This is a genomic window from Nocardia arseniciresistens, assembly GCF_046764875.1.
Classification (GTDB): domain Bacteria; phylum Actinomycetota; class Actinomycetes; order Mycobacteriales; family Mycobacteriaceae; genus Nocardia; species Nocardia arseniciresistens.
Window position 1 is genome coordinate 24,205 of sequence record NZ_JBKORD010000002.1, and the last position, 16,606, is coordinate 40,810.

General features: G+C 64.5%; 14 protein-coding genes and 1 pseudogene. 11 read left to right on the plus strand and 4 right to left on the minus strand.

From position 1 onward, the window contains the following. Positions 1-20: 20 nt before the first annotated feature. A pseudogene (locus tag ACLMAJ_RS03780) lies at positions 21-446 on the minus strand (transposase); the annotation flags it as partial. Between ACLMAJ_RS03780 and ACLMAJ_RS03785 the strand changes: the two are divergent. Both ACLMAJ_RS03785 and ACLMAJ_RS03790 read left to right on the plus strand, forming a co-directional pair. Continuing rightward, positions 432-1,349 carry a GntR family transcriptional regulator gene (locus ACLMAJ_RS03785; RefSeq protein ID WP_412012061.1) on the plus strand — a complete coding sequence of 306 codons (918 nt, stop codon included), beginning with the start codon at positions 432-434 and terminating at the stop codon, positions 1,347-1,349. The pseudogene ACLMAJ_RS03780 and the gene ACLMAJ_RS03785 sit on opposite strands and share 15 nt — an antisense overlap. Then, positions 1,346-1,816, plus strand: a complete 471-nt coding sequence (locus ACLMAJ_RS03790; RefSeq protein ID WP_412012062.1) for a RidA family protein — start codon at positions 1,346-1,348, stop codon at positions 1,814-1,816. The genes ACLMAJ_RS03785 and ACLMAJ_RS03790 overlap by 4 nt, the downstream gene beginning before the upstream one ends. 41 nt (positions 1,817-1,857) lie before the next feature. On the opposite strand, the gene ACLMAJ_RS03795 is transcribed toward ACLMAJ_RS03790, so the two are convergent. Next, the gene (locus tag ACLMAJ_RS03795) at positions 1,858-2,478 is read right to left on the minus strand and encodes an SRPBCC family protein (RefSeq protein WP_412012063.1); all 621 of its coding nucleotides are present in this window, start codon (positions 2,476-2,478) and stop codon (positions 1,858-1,860) included. Between the two features lie 119 nt (positions 2,479-2,597). On the opposite strand from ACLMAJ_RS03795, the gene ACLMAJ_RS03800 reads away from it, so the two are divergent. From ACLMAJ_RS03800 to ACLMAJ_RS03835, 8 genes are all read left to right on the plus strand, one after another. Further along, positions 2,598-3,590, plus strand: coding sequence for an LLM class flavin-dependent oxidoreductase (locus tag ACLMAJ_RS03800; protein ID WP_412012064.1), 993 nt, complete (start codon positions 2,598-2,600; stop codon positions 3,588-3,590). A gap of 407 nt (positions 3,591-3,997) precedes the next feature. Further along, positions 3,998-4,981, plus strand: coding sequence for an ABC transporter substrate-binding protein (locus tag ACLMAJ_RS03805; RefSeq protein WP_412012065.1), 984 nt, complete (start codon positions 3,998-4,000; stop codon positions 4,979-4,981). Positions 4,982-5,029: 48 nt separating this feature from the next. Continuing rightward, positions 5,030-5,839, plus strand: coding sequence for an ABC transporter ATP-binding protein (locus ACLMAJ_RS03810; RefSeq protein ID WP_412012066.1), 810 nt, complete (start codon positions 5,030-5,032; stop codon positions 5,837-5,839). Further along, positions 5,836-6,681 carry an ABC transporter permease gene (locus ACLMAJ_RS03815; protein ID WP_412012068.1) on the plus strand — a complete coding sequence of 282 codons (846 nt, stop codon included), beginning with the start codon at positions 5,836-5,838 and terminating at the stop codon, positions 6,679-6,681. Before ACLMAJ_RS03810 ends, ACLMAJ_RS03815 begins: the two co-directional genes overlap by 4 nt. Beyond that, complete coding sequence (locus ACLMAJ_RS03820; RefSeq protein ID WP_412012069.1) at positions 6,678-7,478, plus strand: ABC transporter permease; 801 nt, start codon at positions 6,678-6,680, stop codon at positions 7,476-7,478. Before ACLMAJ_RS03815 ends, ACLMAJ_RS03820 begins: the two co-directional genes overlap by 4 nt. Further along, complete coding sequence (locus ACLMAJ_RS03825) at positions 7,454-9,817, plus strand: xanthine dehydrogenase family protein molybdopterin-binding subunit (protein WP_412012070.1); 2,364 nt, start codon at positions 7,454-7,456, stop codon at positions 9,815-9,817. The genes ACLMAJ_RS03820 and ACLMAJ_RS03825 overlap by 25 nt, the downstream gene beginning before the upstream one ends. Further along, entirely contained in the window at positions 9,814-10,692 is an 879-nt protein-coding gene (locus ACLMAJ_RS03830) for an FAD binding domain-containing protein (protein ID WP_412012071.1), read from the plus strand. The genes ACLMAJ_RS03825 and ACLMAJ_RS03830 overlap by 4 nt, the downstream gene beginning before the upstream one ends. Continuing rightward, positions 10,682-11,188, plus strand: a complete 507-nt coding sequence (locus ACLMAJ_RS03835; protein ID WP_412012072.1) for a (2Fe-2S)-binding protein — start codon at positions 10,682-10,684, stop codon at positions 11,186-11,188. Before ACLMAJ_RS03830 ends, ACLMAJ_RS03835 begins: the two co-directional genes overlap by 11 nt. A gap of 87 nt (positions 11,189-11,275) precedes the next feature. Here ACLMAJ_RS03835 and ACLMAJ_RS03840 read toward each other — a convergent pair whose 3' ends face one another. Beyond that, on the minus strand, positions 11,276-12,016 hold the full coding sequence (locus ACLMAJ_RS03840) for a GntR family transcriptional regulator (RefSeq protein WP_412012073.1): 741 nt from the start codon (positions 12,014-12,016) through the stop codon (positions 11,276-11,278). Between the two features lie 52 nt (positions 12,017-12,068). Here ACLMAJ_RS03840 and ACLMAJ_RS03845 point away from each other — a divergent pair, with 52 nt between their 5' ends. Continuing rightward, complete coding sequence (locus ACLMAJ_RS03845; RefSeq protein ID WP_412012074.1) at positions 12,069-14,954, plus strand: FAD-binding and (Fe-S)-binding domain-containing protein; 2,886 nt, start codon at positions 12,069-12,071, stop codon at positions 14,952-14,954. Between the two features lie 170 nt (positions 14,955-15,124). Here ACLMAJ_RS03845 and hglS read toward each other — a convergent pair whose 3' ends face one another. After that, a complete protein-coding gene (hglS, locus tag ACLMAJ_RS03850) occupies positions 15,125-16,537 on the minus strand; it encodes a 2-oxoadipate dioxygenase/decarboxylase (protein WP_412012075.1) in 1,413 nt (470 codons plus the stop codon). Between the last annotated feature and the right edge of the window lie 69 nt (positions 16,538-16,606).

Consider the following 16,606-nt stretch of genomic DNA (forward strand, 5'->3'; position numbering starts at 1 on the left):
GGGAATCTCCAATGTTGTTGTCAAGCGGCAGCTTTAGTGGTGCCGGGTGGCGCTTCGATGGTGTAGCAGCGTTGGTCGCGTAGCAGTGCCCACAGCACGTCGACTCGGCGGCGGGCCAGGGCGATGGTTGCTTGGGTATGGGTGCGGCCGTGTGCGCGTTTGGTGAGGTAGTAGTCGCGGTTGGGTCCTGCGCGCATGCTGCTGGTCTGGGCGGCCAGGTAGAACGCGTGGCGCAGTGGTCGGCTGTAGCGGCGAGGACGATGTAGGTTGCCGGTTCGTCGGCCGGAATCGTTGGGCACCGGGACTAGACCGGCCGCGGCGGCAAGGTGGCCGGCGCTGGGGAATGCGCTTAGATCCCCTGCCGTGGCCAGCAGCATCGCTCCGAGTATCGGACCGAAGCCTGGCATCGACTCTATGCTGGCGGCGTCGGGGTGGCGACGGAGTTGCGCGGCGGCGAAGAACACCGCCTCGCTGACCTTCCCGCGCGCATCCGCGGACGCCAGCAGGTCCATCGCCCACATCGCCTGATCCTGCCCACCGCCCCGAGACCTGAATTTCACATGGGACGTATAACGTATACGTATGTGGCCGCGTCAGCGGTCGTGTCGATGCGAGGGGTGAAATCGATGGCTGTTGCAGGACCGGAGGCAAGCCGGCGCCGCCGGAAACAGGCGCCTGTGCCCGCGGAGGACGCGGACTTCGTCCGTCCCAAAACCACTCAGCAGGCGGTTACCGATGCGCTGCGTCAAGAGATCGTGACCGGCGCGCGGCCTCCAGGAAGTCCGATCGTTCAGGAGGCCCTCGCCGAGCGATTCGGGATGAGCCGTATCCCCATCCGCGAAGCACTCAAGACATTGGAGGCCGAGGAGCACGTCACCTACGCGCCGCACGCCGGCTATCGGGTGACGAAATTGAGCATCGAAGAGCTCGAGGAGGTATTTCGCATTCGCGAAATCCTGGAAGAGGAACTGATCCGCGACGCCCTGCCGAGGGTCACCGAAGCGACGGTCGCTGAAATGCGCGAAGCGATGGCGAACATGGACGCAGCCGTCGCCGACAGCGATCTCGTTGCAGTGGGCATCACCAACCGCAAATTTCACAACGCGGTGTTCGAATGGAGCAAGCTCGCTCGCACCAAGCGAATCGTCAACCAGCTGTGGGACACCGCCGACGCCTACCGGCCGCTCTACACCGATCTGATGGATTTGTCGGCTGTGACGGCCGAGCACGAGCAGTTCATAGAAGCGGTCTCCGCCCGGGACGTCGAGCATCTGGTTCGGTTGAACTATGCCCACCGCCGTCATGCCGTCGCGCTCCTGGGCCGGGCGCTGGCCGAACCCACCGAATGAGCCCCTACGAAGCTCTCGCGCGCATCGGAATCAGCTTGCCGCGGCCGCCCGCACCAAAGGGCGCGTATCAATCCGCCCGCCTGGTCGGCAACCAACTGTGGGTCGCAGGACACACCGCGAGGAGCGCCGAGGCGCCCGCTCTGCGTGGCGTGGTCGGAGAGGATGTATCTGTCGACGTTGCGCGTGATCAGGCGCGCGCGGCAGCGATCAACCTTCTGGCCGCGATCGAGGCCGCCGTTGGCCTCGATGCGGTGGAGGCAGTCGCGCACCTGCGCGGATACGTGCGTGCGACCCGCGATTTCATGGATCACCCAGCCGTTATCGACGGAGCGTCGACCTTGCTCGCCCAGGTGTTCCCACCCGATATCGCTGCGCACGCCCGAACAGCGATCGGGGTGATGTCCTTGCCGGGGCAAGCCTGTGTCGAACTCGAACTGGTCGTCATGGTTGCCGAACGAGCATCGTGAGGGCCGCGCGGGCGGTGCCGCATGGAATGCCGGCAGAGCTCTCAGCGCACAGGTGAGTAGATCGCTCGTCCGATCGCCAGCCCCAGCACGATTCCACCTGCCATAGCTATCGCGGTATCGATACCGTCGGCTACTCGCCAGGTCGGCAGTGTCCGGTTCATGCTCGCGGGGATGGTCACCGGTTCGGCGGCCGTGGCGGTGGGGGTGGTGTGCGGATCGGTTCCGGCGATCATGGCGTCGAGTCGGCGTACGAACTGACCGATGATCCGTCGACTCACCTGATTGACGACACCGGCGCCGAACTGAGCGACTCGACCTCCCAGATCGAGTTCGGTGGTGACCGTGACGTCGGTGCGTTGGCCGGCTGCCGAGGCGGTGACAGTGATCAGTGCTTCGACCGAACCCTGCCCTTTGCGGTCCCGAGCGGATCCTCGTACCACCATCAGGTGTTGGTCGACGTCGCATCGCACCAGGTCTGCGGCTCCGTGCAGCGTAAGGCCCACCGCGCCCACCTTGACCGTGACATGCCCGGCGTACGTGTCGCCGTCCTGACCGTCGATGTGCGCACCTGGAATGCACTCGGCGAGGGCTGGAATATCGGTGAGAGCCCGCCATGCGCGGTCCAGATCCGCGGCGACGCTGAATTCGTTGCGTAGTTGCACAGGGATCTCCTCGATGGTTCGTCTTGACAGCCCCCACCCCGTCCCGGAGTGTATACGTTATACATCGTCGGCGCGGAGCGATGTTTTCGAGGAACGTCATCGAGAGGATTGAACAGACGATGTTGACCAAGGGCGTGGGATTGTTCCCGACTGAACCGGTGGGCGCAATGCGCGACTACGTACAGCTCGCCGAGTCTCTCGGATATGCCAACGTATGGTTCGGCGACTCTCAGAACATCTGGCGTGAATCGTCGACGGTGATGGGCGCTGCTGCGGTCGGGACCGAGAGGGTGGTGTTCGGCACTGGTGTGACGAATGCGGTAACCCGACACCCGTCCTTGCTTGCCTCGTCGTGGGCGACACTCGCGGAATACACCGGGGGACGTGTCGCGCTGGGGATCGGAACCGGCGATTCCTCCCTCCGCACCATGGGGCTGAAGCCTCTCAAGCTCGCCGAGCTCGAAGCGGCCATCGCCGATTTGCGTGCGCTTTTCCGCGGGGAAGCGGTGAAGGAGCCCAGCAGTGGTGCGGAGTACCACCTCAACTACCTCGACGGTCCCATCGACATCCCGATCTACATCGCGGCTTCGGCGCCGAAGATCCTGAAGATGTCCGGACGCATCGCCGACGGCGTGATCGTTCTGGTCGGAACCGCGCCGCACTTCATCGAGGCGGCGCTGGCCACCATCGACGAGGGCGCCCGTGAGAGTGGACGAACGCTTGCCGATCTCCACATCGTCCTGTGGACGCCGACCGCCATCGACGACGATCGAACCGAGGCGCGTGACCTCGTTCGCGCTCACGTCTCGCGCGTATGTATCCGCCCGCTTCCGGCAGCGGTCGATCCCCACCTCGAAGAAGCGATCGAGCGTATTCGCCAGAACTACGACTACTACCACCACATGGACACCGAGGCCTCGCACGCCGATCTCGTCCCCGACGAGTTGGTCGACCTGTTCGCACTTGCCGGTACACCCGCGGAATGCGCGAAGCGACTCGAACAAATTCGTGCGCTGGGGGTCGACCAGGTGTCGATCGTGCCGTTCGTCCGCCCCGGGAAAAGTAAGGCGGAGACTATTCGGACGTTCTCCCGTCTCGTCGACGAGCTCTGAGTCCGTGGAGTCATTACCGGACTTCCCAGCTCCTGGGTCGGCGGTCCCTGGAGCACCTCCTCAGCTGCGACGCCGGCTCAACTCGGAGGACGGTCGAATCTCACGAGGTGCGGTCGGCTCTGCTGAAACCGAGGTGCGGCGCGAGCCTCGCTCGCCAGTGGCCGGTCCTGGTCCGGAAAAGCGCATGGCGGTGACGGGGTTCGGATTCCGCTGCGCGAGTTTCGGAGTAGGCATCGCTCTCGGGTTGGAGACAGTACGCGCGCTACGACATCGCAGCGTCCACCATCGCTGATGACTGTCGGCTCCGTAGTCGCTCGCAAGTTGATGCAGCTGTAACGCAGAAACGGCCACAGACGTCACCTACTTTGCATATGCTGTATCCAATATCCAATCCAGAGGAGATGTGCATGGACAAGTGGAAACTCGCACTGACTGCCGGCGCCATGAGCGCCGCGCTTCTCGTCGGCGCCACAGCGTGCGCCGACGAGAATGCCGGCTCCTCTGGGGGTAGTACGCGTTTGAGCATCTCGGCCACCGGCGCCGACAGCTTGCCGTTCATGGCGATCTTGCAGGCAGGCATCGACAAGGGCTGGTTCCAGGAAGCCGGGGTCGACGTGAACCTGTATTCGGGTGGCGGCGGTGGTAACACCCTGCGCGTCGTTACCAGCGGCGACGCCGACATGGCCATTGCCGGCAACACTTCCGTTATACTCGCTGCCCGACAGCCGAACTCCAAGCTGAAGATCGTCGCGCCGTGGTTCCAACTCAACGATTTCTCCTGGATCGCCCCGGCCGCAGCTACTCTCGACGGAGCTACCCTGGGCTTCAGCTCGGCGGGATCATCGACCGAATTGATCGTCAAAGGCCTGGAAGCACGACTCGGTGTCCGGTCCCAGGCGGTCGGCACTATGGGTGACAACTGGACCGCTGCGCGCGCCGGCCGGATCACCGCCGGCTGGGCCATGCAACCGTTCATCGCATCCAAGGTGGCGAACGAGGGTGCGAAAGTTCTCGTCGACTCCCGCAAAATTCTCGGCGACATGCCAGCCGACCTCGTTGCCGTCAATACGACGTATGCCGAGCAGAATCCCGAGAACATCACCAAGTTCTTCAAGGTCGTCACTCGCCTTAACGACTGGGTTGTCGGTGACCCGAAGGCTGCTGCGGAAACCCTCGCACCGCTGGTCGGCGTCAGTGTGGCGGACATGCAGAAGGCATTCGCCGATACTCCGGATCTCGCGAAGGGGTATTCGCTCAAAATCGATCCCAAAAATCTCGACAATCTGTCGTCCCTCATGGTCGGTGCGGGCCAGATCAGCGAACCCGTCGACTGGTCCACCACACTTGATCAGCGCTACCTGCCCGAGGACGACCGCGCGGGCTTCAAATGAACCTACGGCGCCCGATCGAATCCCCCTGAATTGCACGGAGCCTCACCAATGACACATGCGACCCGACCTGGCATCGAACTCGATGACGTCACCGTCTCGTTCACTGCTCCGCACGGCACCGTCACCGCGGTCCAAGGCGTCACCGAACGCGTTCCCGACGCAAGTTTCGTGTCGATCGTCGGCCCGAGCGGCTGCGGCAAGTCCACGCTCCTGGCTGTGATCTCGGGACTGCAGCGAGCCACGCGCGGCGTCGTGTCCGTCGGCGGTAAGCAGGTCGACGGGCCCGACCCCAGTATCGGCGTCGTATTCCAGGAGGATTCGACTCTGCCGTGGCGGGATGTGCTGGAAAATGTCCGGTTCGCGATGCAGATGACCGGCGTGCCGAAGTCGGAGCAGACCGAGCGAGCCCAGCAGGCGATCGATCTGGTCGGGCTCAGTGGATTCGAGAAGAGCTATCCGTCGCAACTGTCCGGCGGGATGCGTCAACGCGTCGCGCTCGCTCGCACCCTCGCGATGCAACCGAAAGTGGTTCTGATGGACGAACCATTCGCCGCCCTCGACCAGCAGACTCGCCTGTTCCTCGGAGCCGAGGTCCGCAGGATCTGGGAGGCCACGAAGCAGACGATCGTCTTTGTCACCCATGACATTTCCGAGGCGATCCTGCTCTCCCAGCAGGTATGGGTCATGTCGTACCGACCCGGCCGAATCATCGACGTGGTCGATGTGGACCTGCCGGGCGAGCGTGACGCGAGCGTGGTGTCCACATCCCGTTTCAACGAACTGCACAACCGGATCTGGGAATCGCTGCAGGCCGAGTCGATGCGCGGTTTCCAGCAGCAGGAAGCGGCGAAGAAGTGACCACCGAGATATTCACCTCCCGAACACCGGAGGCGGCGTCGGCGACCGCACCTCCACCGGGCCCGTCCGCCCCCCGTCGTACGCCCCGGCCCGGACTGTTCAGCGCCCTCAGTACCGTTGTTCTCTTCGTCGCCGGTGTCGCCGTACTCGAGATCGGAGTCCGTGCAGGAGTGTGGAGTTCGGCGGTATTACCCGCGCCGAGTACCATCCTCGCCGCGCTCGGTGATGCGGTCGCGACCGAGCAGTTCTGGTCCGACACTGCGCGCACATCGGTCGAAGTCGTATTGGCAATCGTCTTCGGCTCGCTGATCGGACTGGGCGCGGGTGTCATGTTCTGGAAATTGCCCATTCTCGGGCGGGTATTCGAGCCCTATCTGGTGTCATTTTACGCAGTTCCGCTGGTGCTCTTTTACCCGGTAATGATCGTGCTCGTCGGTATCAACGCCACCTCGGTGGTGATCCTGGCGACGATCATGGCCGCCATTCCGATGGCGCTGAACACCACGGTGGGGCTGGCCGGCATGCGGCCGGTCTATCTGAAATTGGCTCGCTCGCTGCGGGTCTCACCACGGCAATTCCTGATATACGTTGCCATCCCGGCTGCCGGGCCGTTGATCGTAGCGGGGCTTCGCTTGGCCGTGGTGTATGCCCTGATCGGCAGCATCGCCATGGAGTTCACCACCGCGCAGGCCGGCCTGGGCTACCGGATCCGATACCTGTACGAAATCTTCGCTAATGAACAAATGTTCGCGCACATCCTCGCAGTTCTGATCTTCTCCGCGATCCTTACCACACTGCTGACCGTTGTCGAGAAAGCAATTCTTCGTGGGAGGAAGGCATGACCGCTGCGCAACCAAGGACAGGGGCGCCGGACACGTCCGCCGCCCCGCTGCGACCGCGGCGCGCACGTGCGATAGTGCGGAGTCAGGCCTTCGGCTCGGTCGTGCTGCTCGCCGTCGTCATCCTGCTCTGGCAGCTGGTGTCGACGCTGACGTTCGTGATTCCGTCACCGGTGGCTACCCTCACGGCTCTCGGTAAGCAACTCACCAGCCCCGCGTACATCTTCGATGCCCGTGTCACGGCACAAGCCGTCATCGAAGCGTTCGTGATCGGAACGTTGATCGGTGGACTCATCGGACTCGGGCTGGGTCTGTCCGAGCGAGCTCGACTGATGTTCGAGCCGCTTCTGATCATTCTCAACGGTATTCCCAAGATAGTCCTGTACCCAGTTCTGCTGCCCATCTTCTCGTTGTCCGGGTCGAAGGTCGTCATGGGCGTGTTGTTCGCTCTCTTCCCTGTCCTGATCAACGTCTCGACCGGAGTGCAAGAAATCCCGAAGGTGTACTGGAAACTGGCCGCGACGGTGCAGGCCAACCCATGGCAGAAGTTCGCGCACATCATCCTCCCCGCAATTCGGCGGCCCCTGCTGACCGGTATCCGTCTGGCGATCAGCCTGTCGGTCGTCGGTGTCGTGCTGTCGGAGTTCTTCGCGACTCGACGCGGTCTGGGACGAGTGGTCCTTCAGGCCTACAGCCACGGCGACTACCCGGACATGGTCGCCACGATCGTTCTGCTGATCACCGTGTCCTTTGTCATCTCGATCGCACTGTGGCAATGGGAACGGAGACTGCACCAGTGAAGCCGACCTCGTCGTCTGCGTTCGACGCGTCCATACCCACAGTCGGCACATCCGTAGGCCGTCGGGAAGATGCACGACTACTCGAAGGCCGAGGCAGCTTCCTGGCAGATCGTGCCGTAGGAGCTCGGCATGCAGTGTTCGTTCGCTCGACCGAGCCCCACGCCCGGGTGACGCGGATCGAGACGGCGGCCGCCTTGGAGCTTCCCGGTGTAGTCGGGGTGTTCACTGCGGCAGACCTCGGCCTGAGCGGAACGTTCATCGCACCGTTGACCGTGCCCGATGCGCGCTTTGCCGAACGCACCGCTTTTGAGATCGCAGAGCAGCGGCTTCCGGTGCTGGGGTATGAGACCGCGATGTATGTGGGTCAGCCCCTCGCCGTCGTAGTGGCAGATACCCGATACCACGCGGAGGATGCCGCCGAGGCCGTCGCCGTACTCTACGAGCCATTGACGCCGATCGCGTCCGCGGACATTGCGCTCGCCGACGACACCACACCGCTATTCGATCACCTGCCGGACAACGTCGCCGCTTGCATCGCGTACGACTTCGGTAACCCCGACAGTGCCTTCGCCGGCGCCGCACACATCGTCGAAGGTACGTACACGATGGGGCGGCATGGCGCCGTGCCGCTCGAATGCCGCGGCGTCCGAGTCGATCCCGACATCCGCACCGGATGCATCAGAATGACCAGCTCCACCCAGATTCCGCATCTGGTGCGCAAGGCCGTCACCCGCGCGCTCGGGTGGGACGAACTCGACCTCGTCGTGATCGTGCCGGATGTGGGTGGCGGCTTCGGAACCAAGGCCAACGTTTACAGCGAGGAAGTAGTGCTCGCTGCGCTCGCGCGCCACACCGGATGGTCGGTGATCTGGGTCGAGGACAGACAGGAACACCTTGCCTCCGCCGCGCAGGGACGCGATCAGGTGCACCGCACGAAGCTCGGCGTCGACGAGCGAGGACGGATCGTGGCATGGCAGTCGGTGTTCGTCGTCGACATCGGAGCCGGCAGCCTGTGGGTCGCCGGCATCGTCGCCAACACCGCAGTACACCTGATGGGCCCGTACCGAATTCCCCATGGGCGGATCCGGGGAACCGCCGCTTTGACGAACAAAACGATCGTGGCGCAGTATCGGGGTGCCGGACGCCCCGAGGCCTCGTTCGCGCTCGAACGCGCGCTCGACGCCGCCGCACGCGAACTGCACATGGACCCCGTCGAGATCCGGCGGCGTAACCTCCTCGACGCGATGGACCTGCCGTATCCGAGGCCGATCCCATACCGCGATGGCGTTCCCATCGTCTACGACGGCGGCGACTACCGCGCATGCCTGGAACGCGTCATCGATCTGCTTCCCCGCTCCGCTACGGCCGTGTACGAAGAGCGGCATCCGGAGATGCAGATCGGCTACAGCGTGGCCGCATACCTCGAGGCCACTGGTCGTGGCCCGTACGAGGTGGCACGTGTCGTCCTGCTACCCGGCGGGACCTTCGAAGTGACAGCCGGCTCGGCGGCCGCCGGCCAAGGCCACGAGACGACGTTCGCCCAAGTCGCCGCCGATGCGTTGGAAGTGCCGTTCGATCTGGTCCGATACACCGTTTCCGACACCGAGAGGCTGGTCGACGGCACCGGAACCTACGCCAGCCGGTCTGCCGTTGTCGCGGGCTCGGCGATCCATCGAGCGTGCAGGAAGCTGATCGAACTGACCTGTCAGCGGCTGGCGGAGGAACACGGCGGCCAGCCCACCTATCGAGCGGGAATGTTCACCCTCGCCGACTCCCATCTCGAGTGGTCCGAGATCGCGGCGGCGACACGTGCCGGAGGCGCTTTCGAAGAGCACGCCGCAACCGACGTCACGGCGACGTTCCGACCCGAAACGGTCACCTGGACGATGGGGGTTCACGCAGCGGTCGTCGGAGTCGACCGGCGTACCGGTGTCGTCACCGTGCTGCGATATGCGGTCGCCCACGAAGGGGGCATCGAGATCAACCCGCAGATCGTACATGGTCAAATCGTCGGAGGAGTGGCACAGGGAATCGGTGGTGCCCTGTTCGAGAAATGGGGCTACTCCCCGGCGGGCGAACCGATGTCGACGACGTTCGCCGGGTACCACCTCCCTCTAACAACGGACATACCCGACATCGCGGTAGCTCACCTGCACGTCGACACCCCGGCCAACCCGATCGGAGTACGCGGGGCAGGTGAGAGCGGCACCATCGCCGTGTACGCGGCCCTGGCAGGCGCGGTCGACGACGCGCTCGGCGAAAGAGTGCATGTCGACACCACCCCGATCGATCCGGCGACCCTGTGGCGCATGCAGCACGGCGAGGTGATTCACGCGTGAAACCAGCAGTTCTGCACTACATCCGGCCGGAGTCCGTAGCCGAGGCACTCCATGCCATCGCTACCCATGAGAACGCGAAGTTCCTCGCCGGCGGACAGTCACTGGTCACCTTGATGAACCTGAGGCTGTCGCGTCCCGATGTCGTCATCGACATCGGTCACCTGCGCGAACTGGAGCGATTGTTCGACGACGACGGCCAGATGATCATCGGCGCACTGGTCCGCCACCGCACGCTCGAGACCGACCCGCTGATCTCGGCACGCCTGCCGCTGCTATCCGAGGCTGCCCGGCACATCGGGCACATCGGCATCCGCAACCGGGGCACCATCGGAGGATCGCTCGCCCATGCCGATCCCGCTGCCGAACTGCCGCTGGCCGTGACGGTGCTCGATGCGACCGTGCACGTCGAGTCCGCAGCCCGCGGCGCGCGCACGGTACCTGGGGCGGAGCTGTTCGAATCCTTCTACACCAACTCACTCGAGCCCGACGAGATGATCACCTGGATCAGTATGCCGACGCTCGGGGAGGGGCAGAACTGGGGTTTCGTCGAGTACACCCGCCAGCACGGCGACTACGCCCTGTCCGGCGCCGGCGCCGTGGTCACGCTCGACGGCGATGGCCGCGTCGCGTGCGCACGAGTGGCAGTGATGAATGCCGGTGACAAGCCCCGATTGTTCAACGGTGACGACATCGTCGGTGCTGAACCGAGCGACGCGATGTGGTGGCGCTGCGCGACCGACTGGGCTGCATCACTCGAGCCACCCGCGGACGACCCCGAGTACATCCGCCACCTCGCGGCGCACGCCATGGCGGAAGCGCTGTCGGCAGCATCCGATCGAACAACGAAGGAGGAGAAGGATCGACGTGCCCGATGACGACAAGACGAGCGAACCCGCCGTGGTCCTGGACCTGATGGTCAACGACGTTCGATTCATTCGTACGGTACCCGCGCGCACCACGCTGGCGGACCTGGTGCGTGATCACCTAGACCTGACGGGTACGCATCTCGGATGTGAGCACGGGGTCTGCGGGGCCTGCACGGTACTGATCGACGGGCGTAGCGCCAGATCGTGTCTGGTGCTTGCCGCGTCGGTCTCCGGGCACAGCATTACCACCGTCGAGGGACTCGCCGACAATGAAACGGCCGACAACCTACGGCGGACCTTTTCGGAGTCTCACGGCCTGCAATGTGGTTTTTGCACGCCGGGATTCATGATGTCGTCGGTCGAGTTACTGGAGGACCCTGATACCGAGAAGCCGCTGACCGAACAAACGGTTTGTGAAGCGCTGTCGGGCAACATCTGTCGCTGTACGGGATATCGAGGGATCGTGCAGGCGGTCATCGACGCGGCGGCTTCGTCCGCTCGCTGACCTGGCCATCGGTGCGCGACGCCGACGACGGGAGCTCTGGCCACGGAACACCAAGAAGACCACCTACGCGGCCCGATATCTCCGAGGTCATCCCAGCAAGTGAGCGGTTGCGCAGAACCAAATGGAATCGGGATCGGCATCCGCCTGCTGATCGCGGACTGCCTGCGCCACGAGCAACCGCCCGGTCGACACCAGATGATCACGTAGCGCCGCCTCCGCTCGCGGAGCGTCGCGGTCGACGATCGCCGAGACAATCGGTCGGTGTTCGGCGTCGATGTCGAACAGGGACCGGGTTCGGTCGGCGGTGGAGGCTCCCAACAGGCGGGTCGTCTCACGCAATGACGAGATGATGGCGCGCGCACGCGCATTGTCGGCCGCCTCAAGAACTGCGTCGTGCAGAAGTTGGTCGTGATGCGCGAACAGCGATTCGTCACCGCTGTGAGCGGCGGCTCGCAGCGCGGCCATCTCGTCGTCGAGTCGTTTACACAGCCCCGGAGTGGGCTGGGCCGCAACCCGGCGAACCGCCGGAATCTCCAGCGACAGCCGGACAGCGAAGATGTCGGCGATCTCCTTCGGATCGGGCAGCAGGATCCGAAAGCCCTGTCGCTGTTCGAACCGGATCAATCCCACCTGTTCGAGCTGCAGCAGAGCCTCGCGCACGGGCGTTCGGGAGATCCCGAGGGCCTCGGCGAGTTGGTAGACCGAGTACTTGACGCCGGGCGTCATACGACCATCATCGACGGCCGATCGGACGGCCGCGATCGTCTGCTCCATGCGTCGGCCCGCCGCAGGCTCGAGCGGCGGCAAGTCGAGTACTCCATCGGTCACGTCAGCGACTGTACCAAGCTCCCACCTTTGTAGCATGCTACGAGCGTGTAACATGCTACGGGTGATCTCTGGTGCAGACTTGGCCGCGCTCCTCCGTAACGCCGGAATCTCCGACGTCTTCGACGACACGATGACGCGAGCGGCGTATTCGTCCGACGCATCGCTCTACCGGGTGACACCGACGTTGGTAGTGCGTCCCCGCGACATCGACGAGGTATCCGCCGTCCTCGCGGCCAGCCGTGAACACGGGGTCCCGATCACGGCGAGAGGCGGCGGCACCTCGGTCGCCGGCAACGCCGTCGGTACCGGGGTCGTGCTCGACTTCAGCCGCCATATGAACAACGTGCTGTCGATCGATCCGGACGCGCACACAGCGGTCGTCCAGCCGGGTGTCGTCCAGGTGCATCTTCAGGAAGCCGCCGCTGCACACGGGCTGCGATTCGGGCCCGACCCGTCCACCTTCACCCGCTGCACCATCGGTGGCATGATCGGGAACAACGCCTGCGGGTCACGCACGCTGGGCTACGGCCGGACCTCGGACAACGTCCTCGGGTTGCAGGTGCTGACCGGATCCGGTGAGTTCCTACGCCTGACCGCACCGACCGCGCACGGTCACCGGGTTGCCGATCGACAGGATTCTCCGACCCTGACCGCCCTCGCCGACCTGACCCGGGGCGCACTTGCCACGATCCGTACCGAGTTCGCCACTTTCGGCCGGCAGGTATCCGGCTACGCGCTCGAACATCTACTGCCCGAGAACAGGTTCGACGTGGCTCGTTTTCTGGTCGGCAGCGAAGGCACGCTCGGCCTCGTCACCGAGGCAACCGTGCGCCTGGTCACCGACCCAGCCCATCGTGTTCTCGTTGCGCTCGGCTATCCGGACATCGCGGCGGCCGGAGATGCGGCACCGACCGTCCTGCGCTTCGATCCCACCGCGTGCGAGGGAATAGATTCCCGCATCGTCGACGTCGTCCGCGAGCGTCGCGGTGCGCAAGCGGTACCCGCACTTCCCGCCGGCGCTGCGTGGCTGTTCGTCGAGGTGGCCGGCGACGACCTGGATCATGTCCTTGCCATCGCAGGGGACATCTGTCGCGAGTGCGGAGCTGTCGACAGCCTCGTCGTGACCGACCCCGGCCATGCGGCCGAACTCTGGCGTATCCGGGCCGACGGCGCCGGGCTCGCGGGACGCAGCCCTGCCGGGTTGCCCGCCCACGCCGGATGGGAGGATGCCGCAGTGCCGCCGGCGCGTCTCGGTAACTATCTGCGCGACTTCGACGCGCTCATGGACGAGTTCGGCGTCACGGGACTGCCTTACGGGCATTTCGGTGACGGATGTATGCACGTCCGTATCGACCTACCGCTCGACAAACCTGGCGGAGACGGCGTCTTCCGCCAGTTCATCGAAGCCGCGAGCGACCTCGTCGTCAGGTACGGAGGTTCCTTCTCCGGCGAGCACGGTGACGGGCGCGCCCGCAGCGAGCTCCTGCCCCGCATGTACTCGTCGGCGGCTATCCAACTATTCGCCGAGGTCAAGCAGGTCTTCGACCCCGACAACGTGCTCAACCGCGGCGTCCTCGTCGATGCACGTCCGATCGATGCCGACCTGCGCGTCCCCGCGGCTCCCCTGGTACGGCGGAAGCTCGCCCTGGCCTATCACCAGGATGACGGTAACTTCACGCAGGCAGTCCATCGCTGCACCGGGGTCGGGAAGTGCCGCGCCGACAACACCGCCACCGGCGGCGTCATGTGTCCGTCTTACCAAGCCACCCGGGAAGAAAAGGACTCCACCCGGGGCCGGGCACGAGTGCTGCAGGAAATGATCAACGGCACCGAGGTGTCCGGTGGCTGGCGGTCACCCGAGGTTCACGACGCACTGGACCTGTGCCTGTCGTGCAAAGGATGCGCAACCGACTGCCCTACCGGTGTCGACATGGCGGCATACAAGTCCGAAGTACTTCATCAGAGTTACAAGGGTCGGTTACGCCCCGCCGCACACTATTCACTCGGCTGGCTGCCACGCTGGTCCAAGATCGCCAGTAAAGCGCCGCGGCTCGTCAACGGCGCCACCAGAATTCCGGGTGTCGGACAGATGGCGCTCTCCATCGCCGGGGTCGACCGGCGCCGCACCATACCTCCCTACGCCAACGAGACGTTCCGGTCGTGGTTCCGCCGCACCCGAGCCGACCGCACCGCGGCCGGCGATCCCGTCGTGATGTTCGTCGACTCGTTCACGAACTACTTCACACCCGAGGTCGGGATCGCCATGGTCCAGGTCCTCGAGGCTGCCGGATACCGTCCGGAGCTCACCGCGAAGCAGCAATGCTGTGGCCTGACATGGATTTCGACCGGCCAACTCGACGCCGCCAGGAAGATCCTCACCAGAACGGCTTCCGCACTGTCGCCTGCTGCGGCGTCGGGGGTGCCGATCGTGGGCATCGAACCGTCGTGTACCGGCGTGCTCCGATCGGACAGCGTAGAACTGGTCGACAATGTCGACGACGCCGCCGCGGTCGCCTCGGCCACGCGGACGCTCGCCGAGTTGCTCACCGAACGCGGGTGGGAGCCGCCCTCGCTGGCCGGCCGCTCGATCGTCGCTCAACCACACTGTCACCACCACGCCGTGATGGGCTGGAGTCCTGACGCGCAGCTGCTCCAGCGCTCGGGTGCGAATGTGCAGCGGCTCGGGGGATGCTGTGGCCTGGCCGGCAATTTCGGCGTCGAGAAGGGGCACTACGAAGTATCGGTCGCGGTTGCCGGGCAGCAACTTCTCCCGGCGGTGACCTCGGCTCACCCGGACACAGTGGTGTTGGCGGACGGATACTCCTGCCGCACCCAGCTATCCGACCTCACGGAACGGAAGGGGCAACACCTCGCTCAACTGTTCGCCTCCGCGCTATCCAACGCAAACAGCGAGGAGCCGACCGATCATGGAATGTAATCCATTTGTTTGCAGAGCTTTTGCGGCTGCTGATCGCTGATCCCGTGCCTCGGGAGGAACAGGTTGCGAAAATCGGCGGACGCGTCGGTCGCATCCGCGATCTCGGTCCCGATATTCGCGCTGGTGGTGGACAGTTCGGCGCCAGGTCGTTGTGCACCAGGGTGGCACCCTCAACCAGGGGTGGACAATTGTTCCTGGCTCGTCTCGATACCGGAAACGCCGAGTTCTCTGGCGACGGCTGCGAGGGACTGTGCTCGTTGCTGGTGGTAGATCTGGTTGGGGTCCAGAACTTCTCGGCCGAGTACGCCGCTCATCCACTCACGTGAGCGAACCGCCCCTTGGAGCGAATCGTCCTTGGATCCGTCGGCGGTCAGGTTCGACTGGAAAATGCCCGCGGCCGATCGAGGAAGAAAGTCCTCGTAAACTATGGGCCGCGCAGTGATCCAGCCGCCCTTCAGAAGTTCGGCGGCGGTAAGCGCCTCCGGAGTCCCTGATGGGCGGTCCGCGGCAACGGTGAATTCGAAGAATGCCAGGTCTGCCAACGCGAGGCCGCGCTCGTCGGCCGGCCACATCTCGCGCCAGATCGCCGCGGCATCGACTGGCGACCCGGACTGCCGGGTCGCGTGGTCGATACGGATCATGGTCGTGTCATAGAGATAGCGTCCGCGGGGGGTCAGGGCGATGCCGCGAGCTTCGACCTCGCCGAAGCGTACGCGCAGCGAGTCTTGGTAGGTATTGCCGTCAGAGTCCAGAAACCGTCTCGGCTCGGCGAGAGCACGGAAGGAGGTCTGGCGCAGCAAGACATCCGGGCCTTCCCAGCGCGGTGGTCCTTGGATGGCGTCGATCATCGTGATTCCCCGCGACTGCATGCGACGGTAGAGCTCGTCGATGTCCAGCACACGAGGCGTCAGGTGGTTGATGTGGGTCGACCGAACGCCGCCGATGTCCGCCGCGACGGACGAGATGGCTTCGAGGCGGTCGTACCACGCGCGATCGACTGGTTCGGCAGACAACTCCAACGTTGCCGTGGCCAGTTCGATCAGCCGATCCGCCTCAGCGGAGGGGAGAAAGCCTTCGGCTGCCGCGCGGTCTGCGAGGTCGAGCGCCTCCGGCGGGAACAGCGTCCTGGAAGACAAGAAGCTGTCCAATTCGCCCTGCAGATCCGGGTCGAAGAACCGACGATCGTCGGTTACCAGTGAGGAGGTGAATACCCGGAACGGGTTGCGTGCTAGTTCGTTGGTGTCGATGGGCCGGAAGGCTGTGGCCACTACCGGGACAGCGCTGGCGGACGCATCACGTAAATCATAGAATCCGACGGGCAACATACCGAACCCTGCGAACAACCGTGCCACGTCTCGGAGCTCTGCCTCCGTGCCCACGCGAATGGCTCCGTGCCGTTCGGCGCTCACACGATCTACCGAACCGAGGCGCTCGGCGTCGTGACCGTCGCGTGCGAGGACGTGCTGGTTGACCTCCTCAGTCACTTCGACCAGCGTGTTGTATGCCGGAACCTCACGTCCATACATGGTTGCCAACGCCTTCGCGAAACGTGCACGCATCTGCCAGCAGTTCGTGACCGACATCGCATCTCCTCTGGTTGGTTGGGGCTCCCCGAGCGCGTGATTAGTGTATACAGTAGCCAATCATGGAGA

Bases quoted from the DNA above. Each gene is read 5' to 3' on its own strand.
- ACLMAJ_RS03790 (WP_412012062.1), top strand. From the start codon at position 1,346: ATGAGCCCCTACGAAGCTCTCGCGCGCATCGGAATCAGCTTGCCGCGG.
- ACLMAJ_RS03800 (WP_412012064.1), top strand. From the start codon at position 2,598: ATGTTGACCAAGGGCGTGGGATTGTTCCCGACTGAACCGGTGGGCGCA.
- ACLMAJ_RS03805 (WP_412012065.1), top strand. From the start codon at position 3,998: ATGGACAAGTGGAAACTCGCACTGACTGCCGGCGCCATGAGCGCCGCG.
- ACLMAJ_RS03810 (WP_412012066.1), top strand. From the start codon at position 5,030: ATGACACATGCGACCCGACCTGGCATCGAACTCGATGACGTCACCGTC.
- ACLMAJ_RS03820 (WP_412012069.1), top strand. From the start codon at position 6,678: ATGACCGCTGCGCAACCAAGGACAGGGGCGCCGGACACGTCCGCCGCC.
- ACLMAJ_RS03825 (WP_412012070.1), top strand. From the start codon at position 7,454: ATGGGAACGGAGACTGCACCAGTGAAGCCGACCTCGTCGTCTGCGTTC.
- ACLMAJ_RS03845 (WP_412012074.1), top strand. From the start codon at position 12,069: ATGCTACGGGTGATCTCTGGTGCAGACTTGGCCGCGCTCCTCCGTAAC.
- hglS (WP_412012075.1), bottom strand. From the start codon at position 16,537: ATGTCGGTCACGAACTGCTGGCAGATGCGTGCACGTTTCGCGAAGGCG.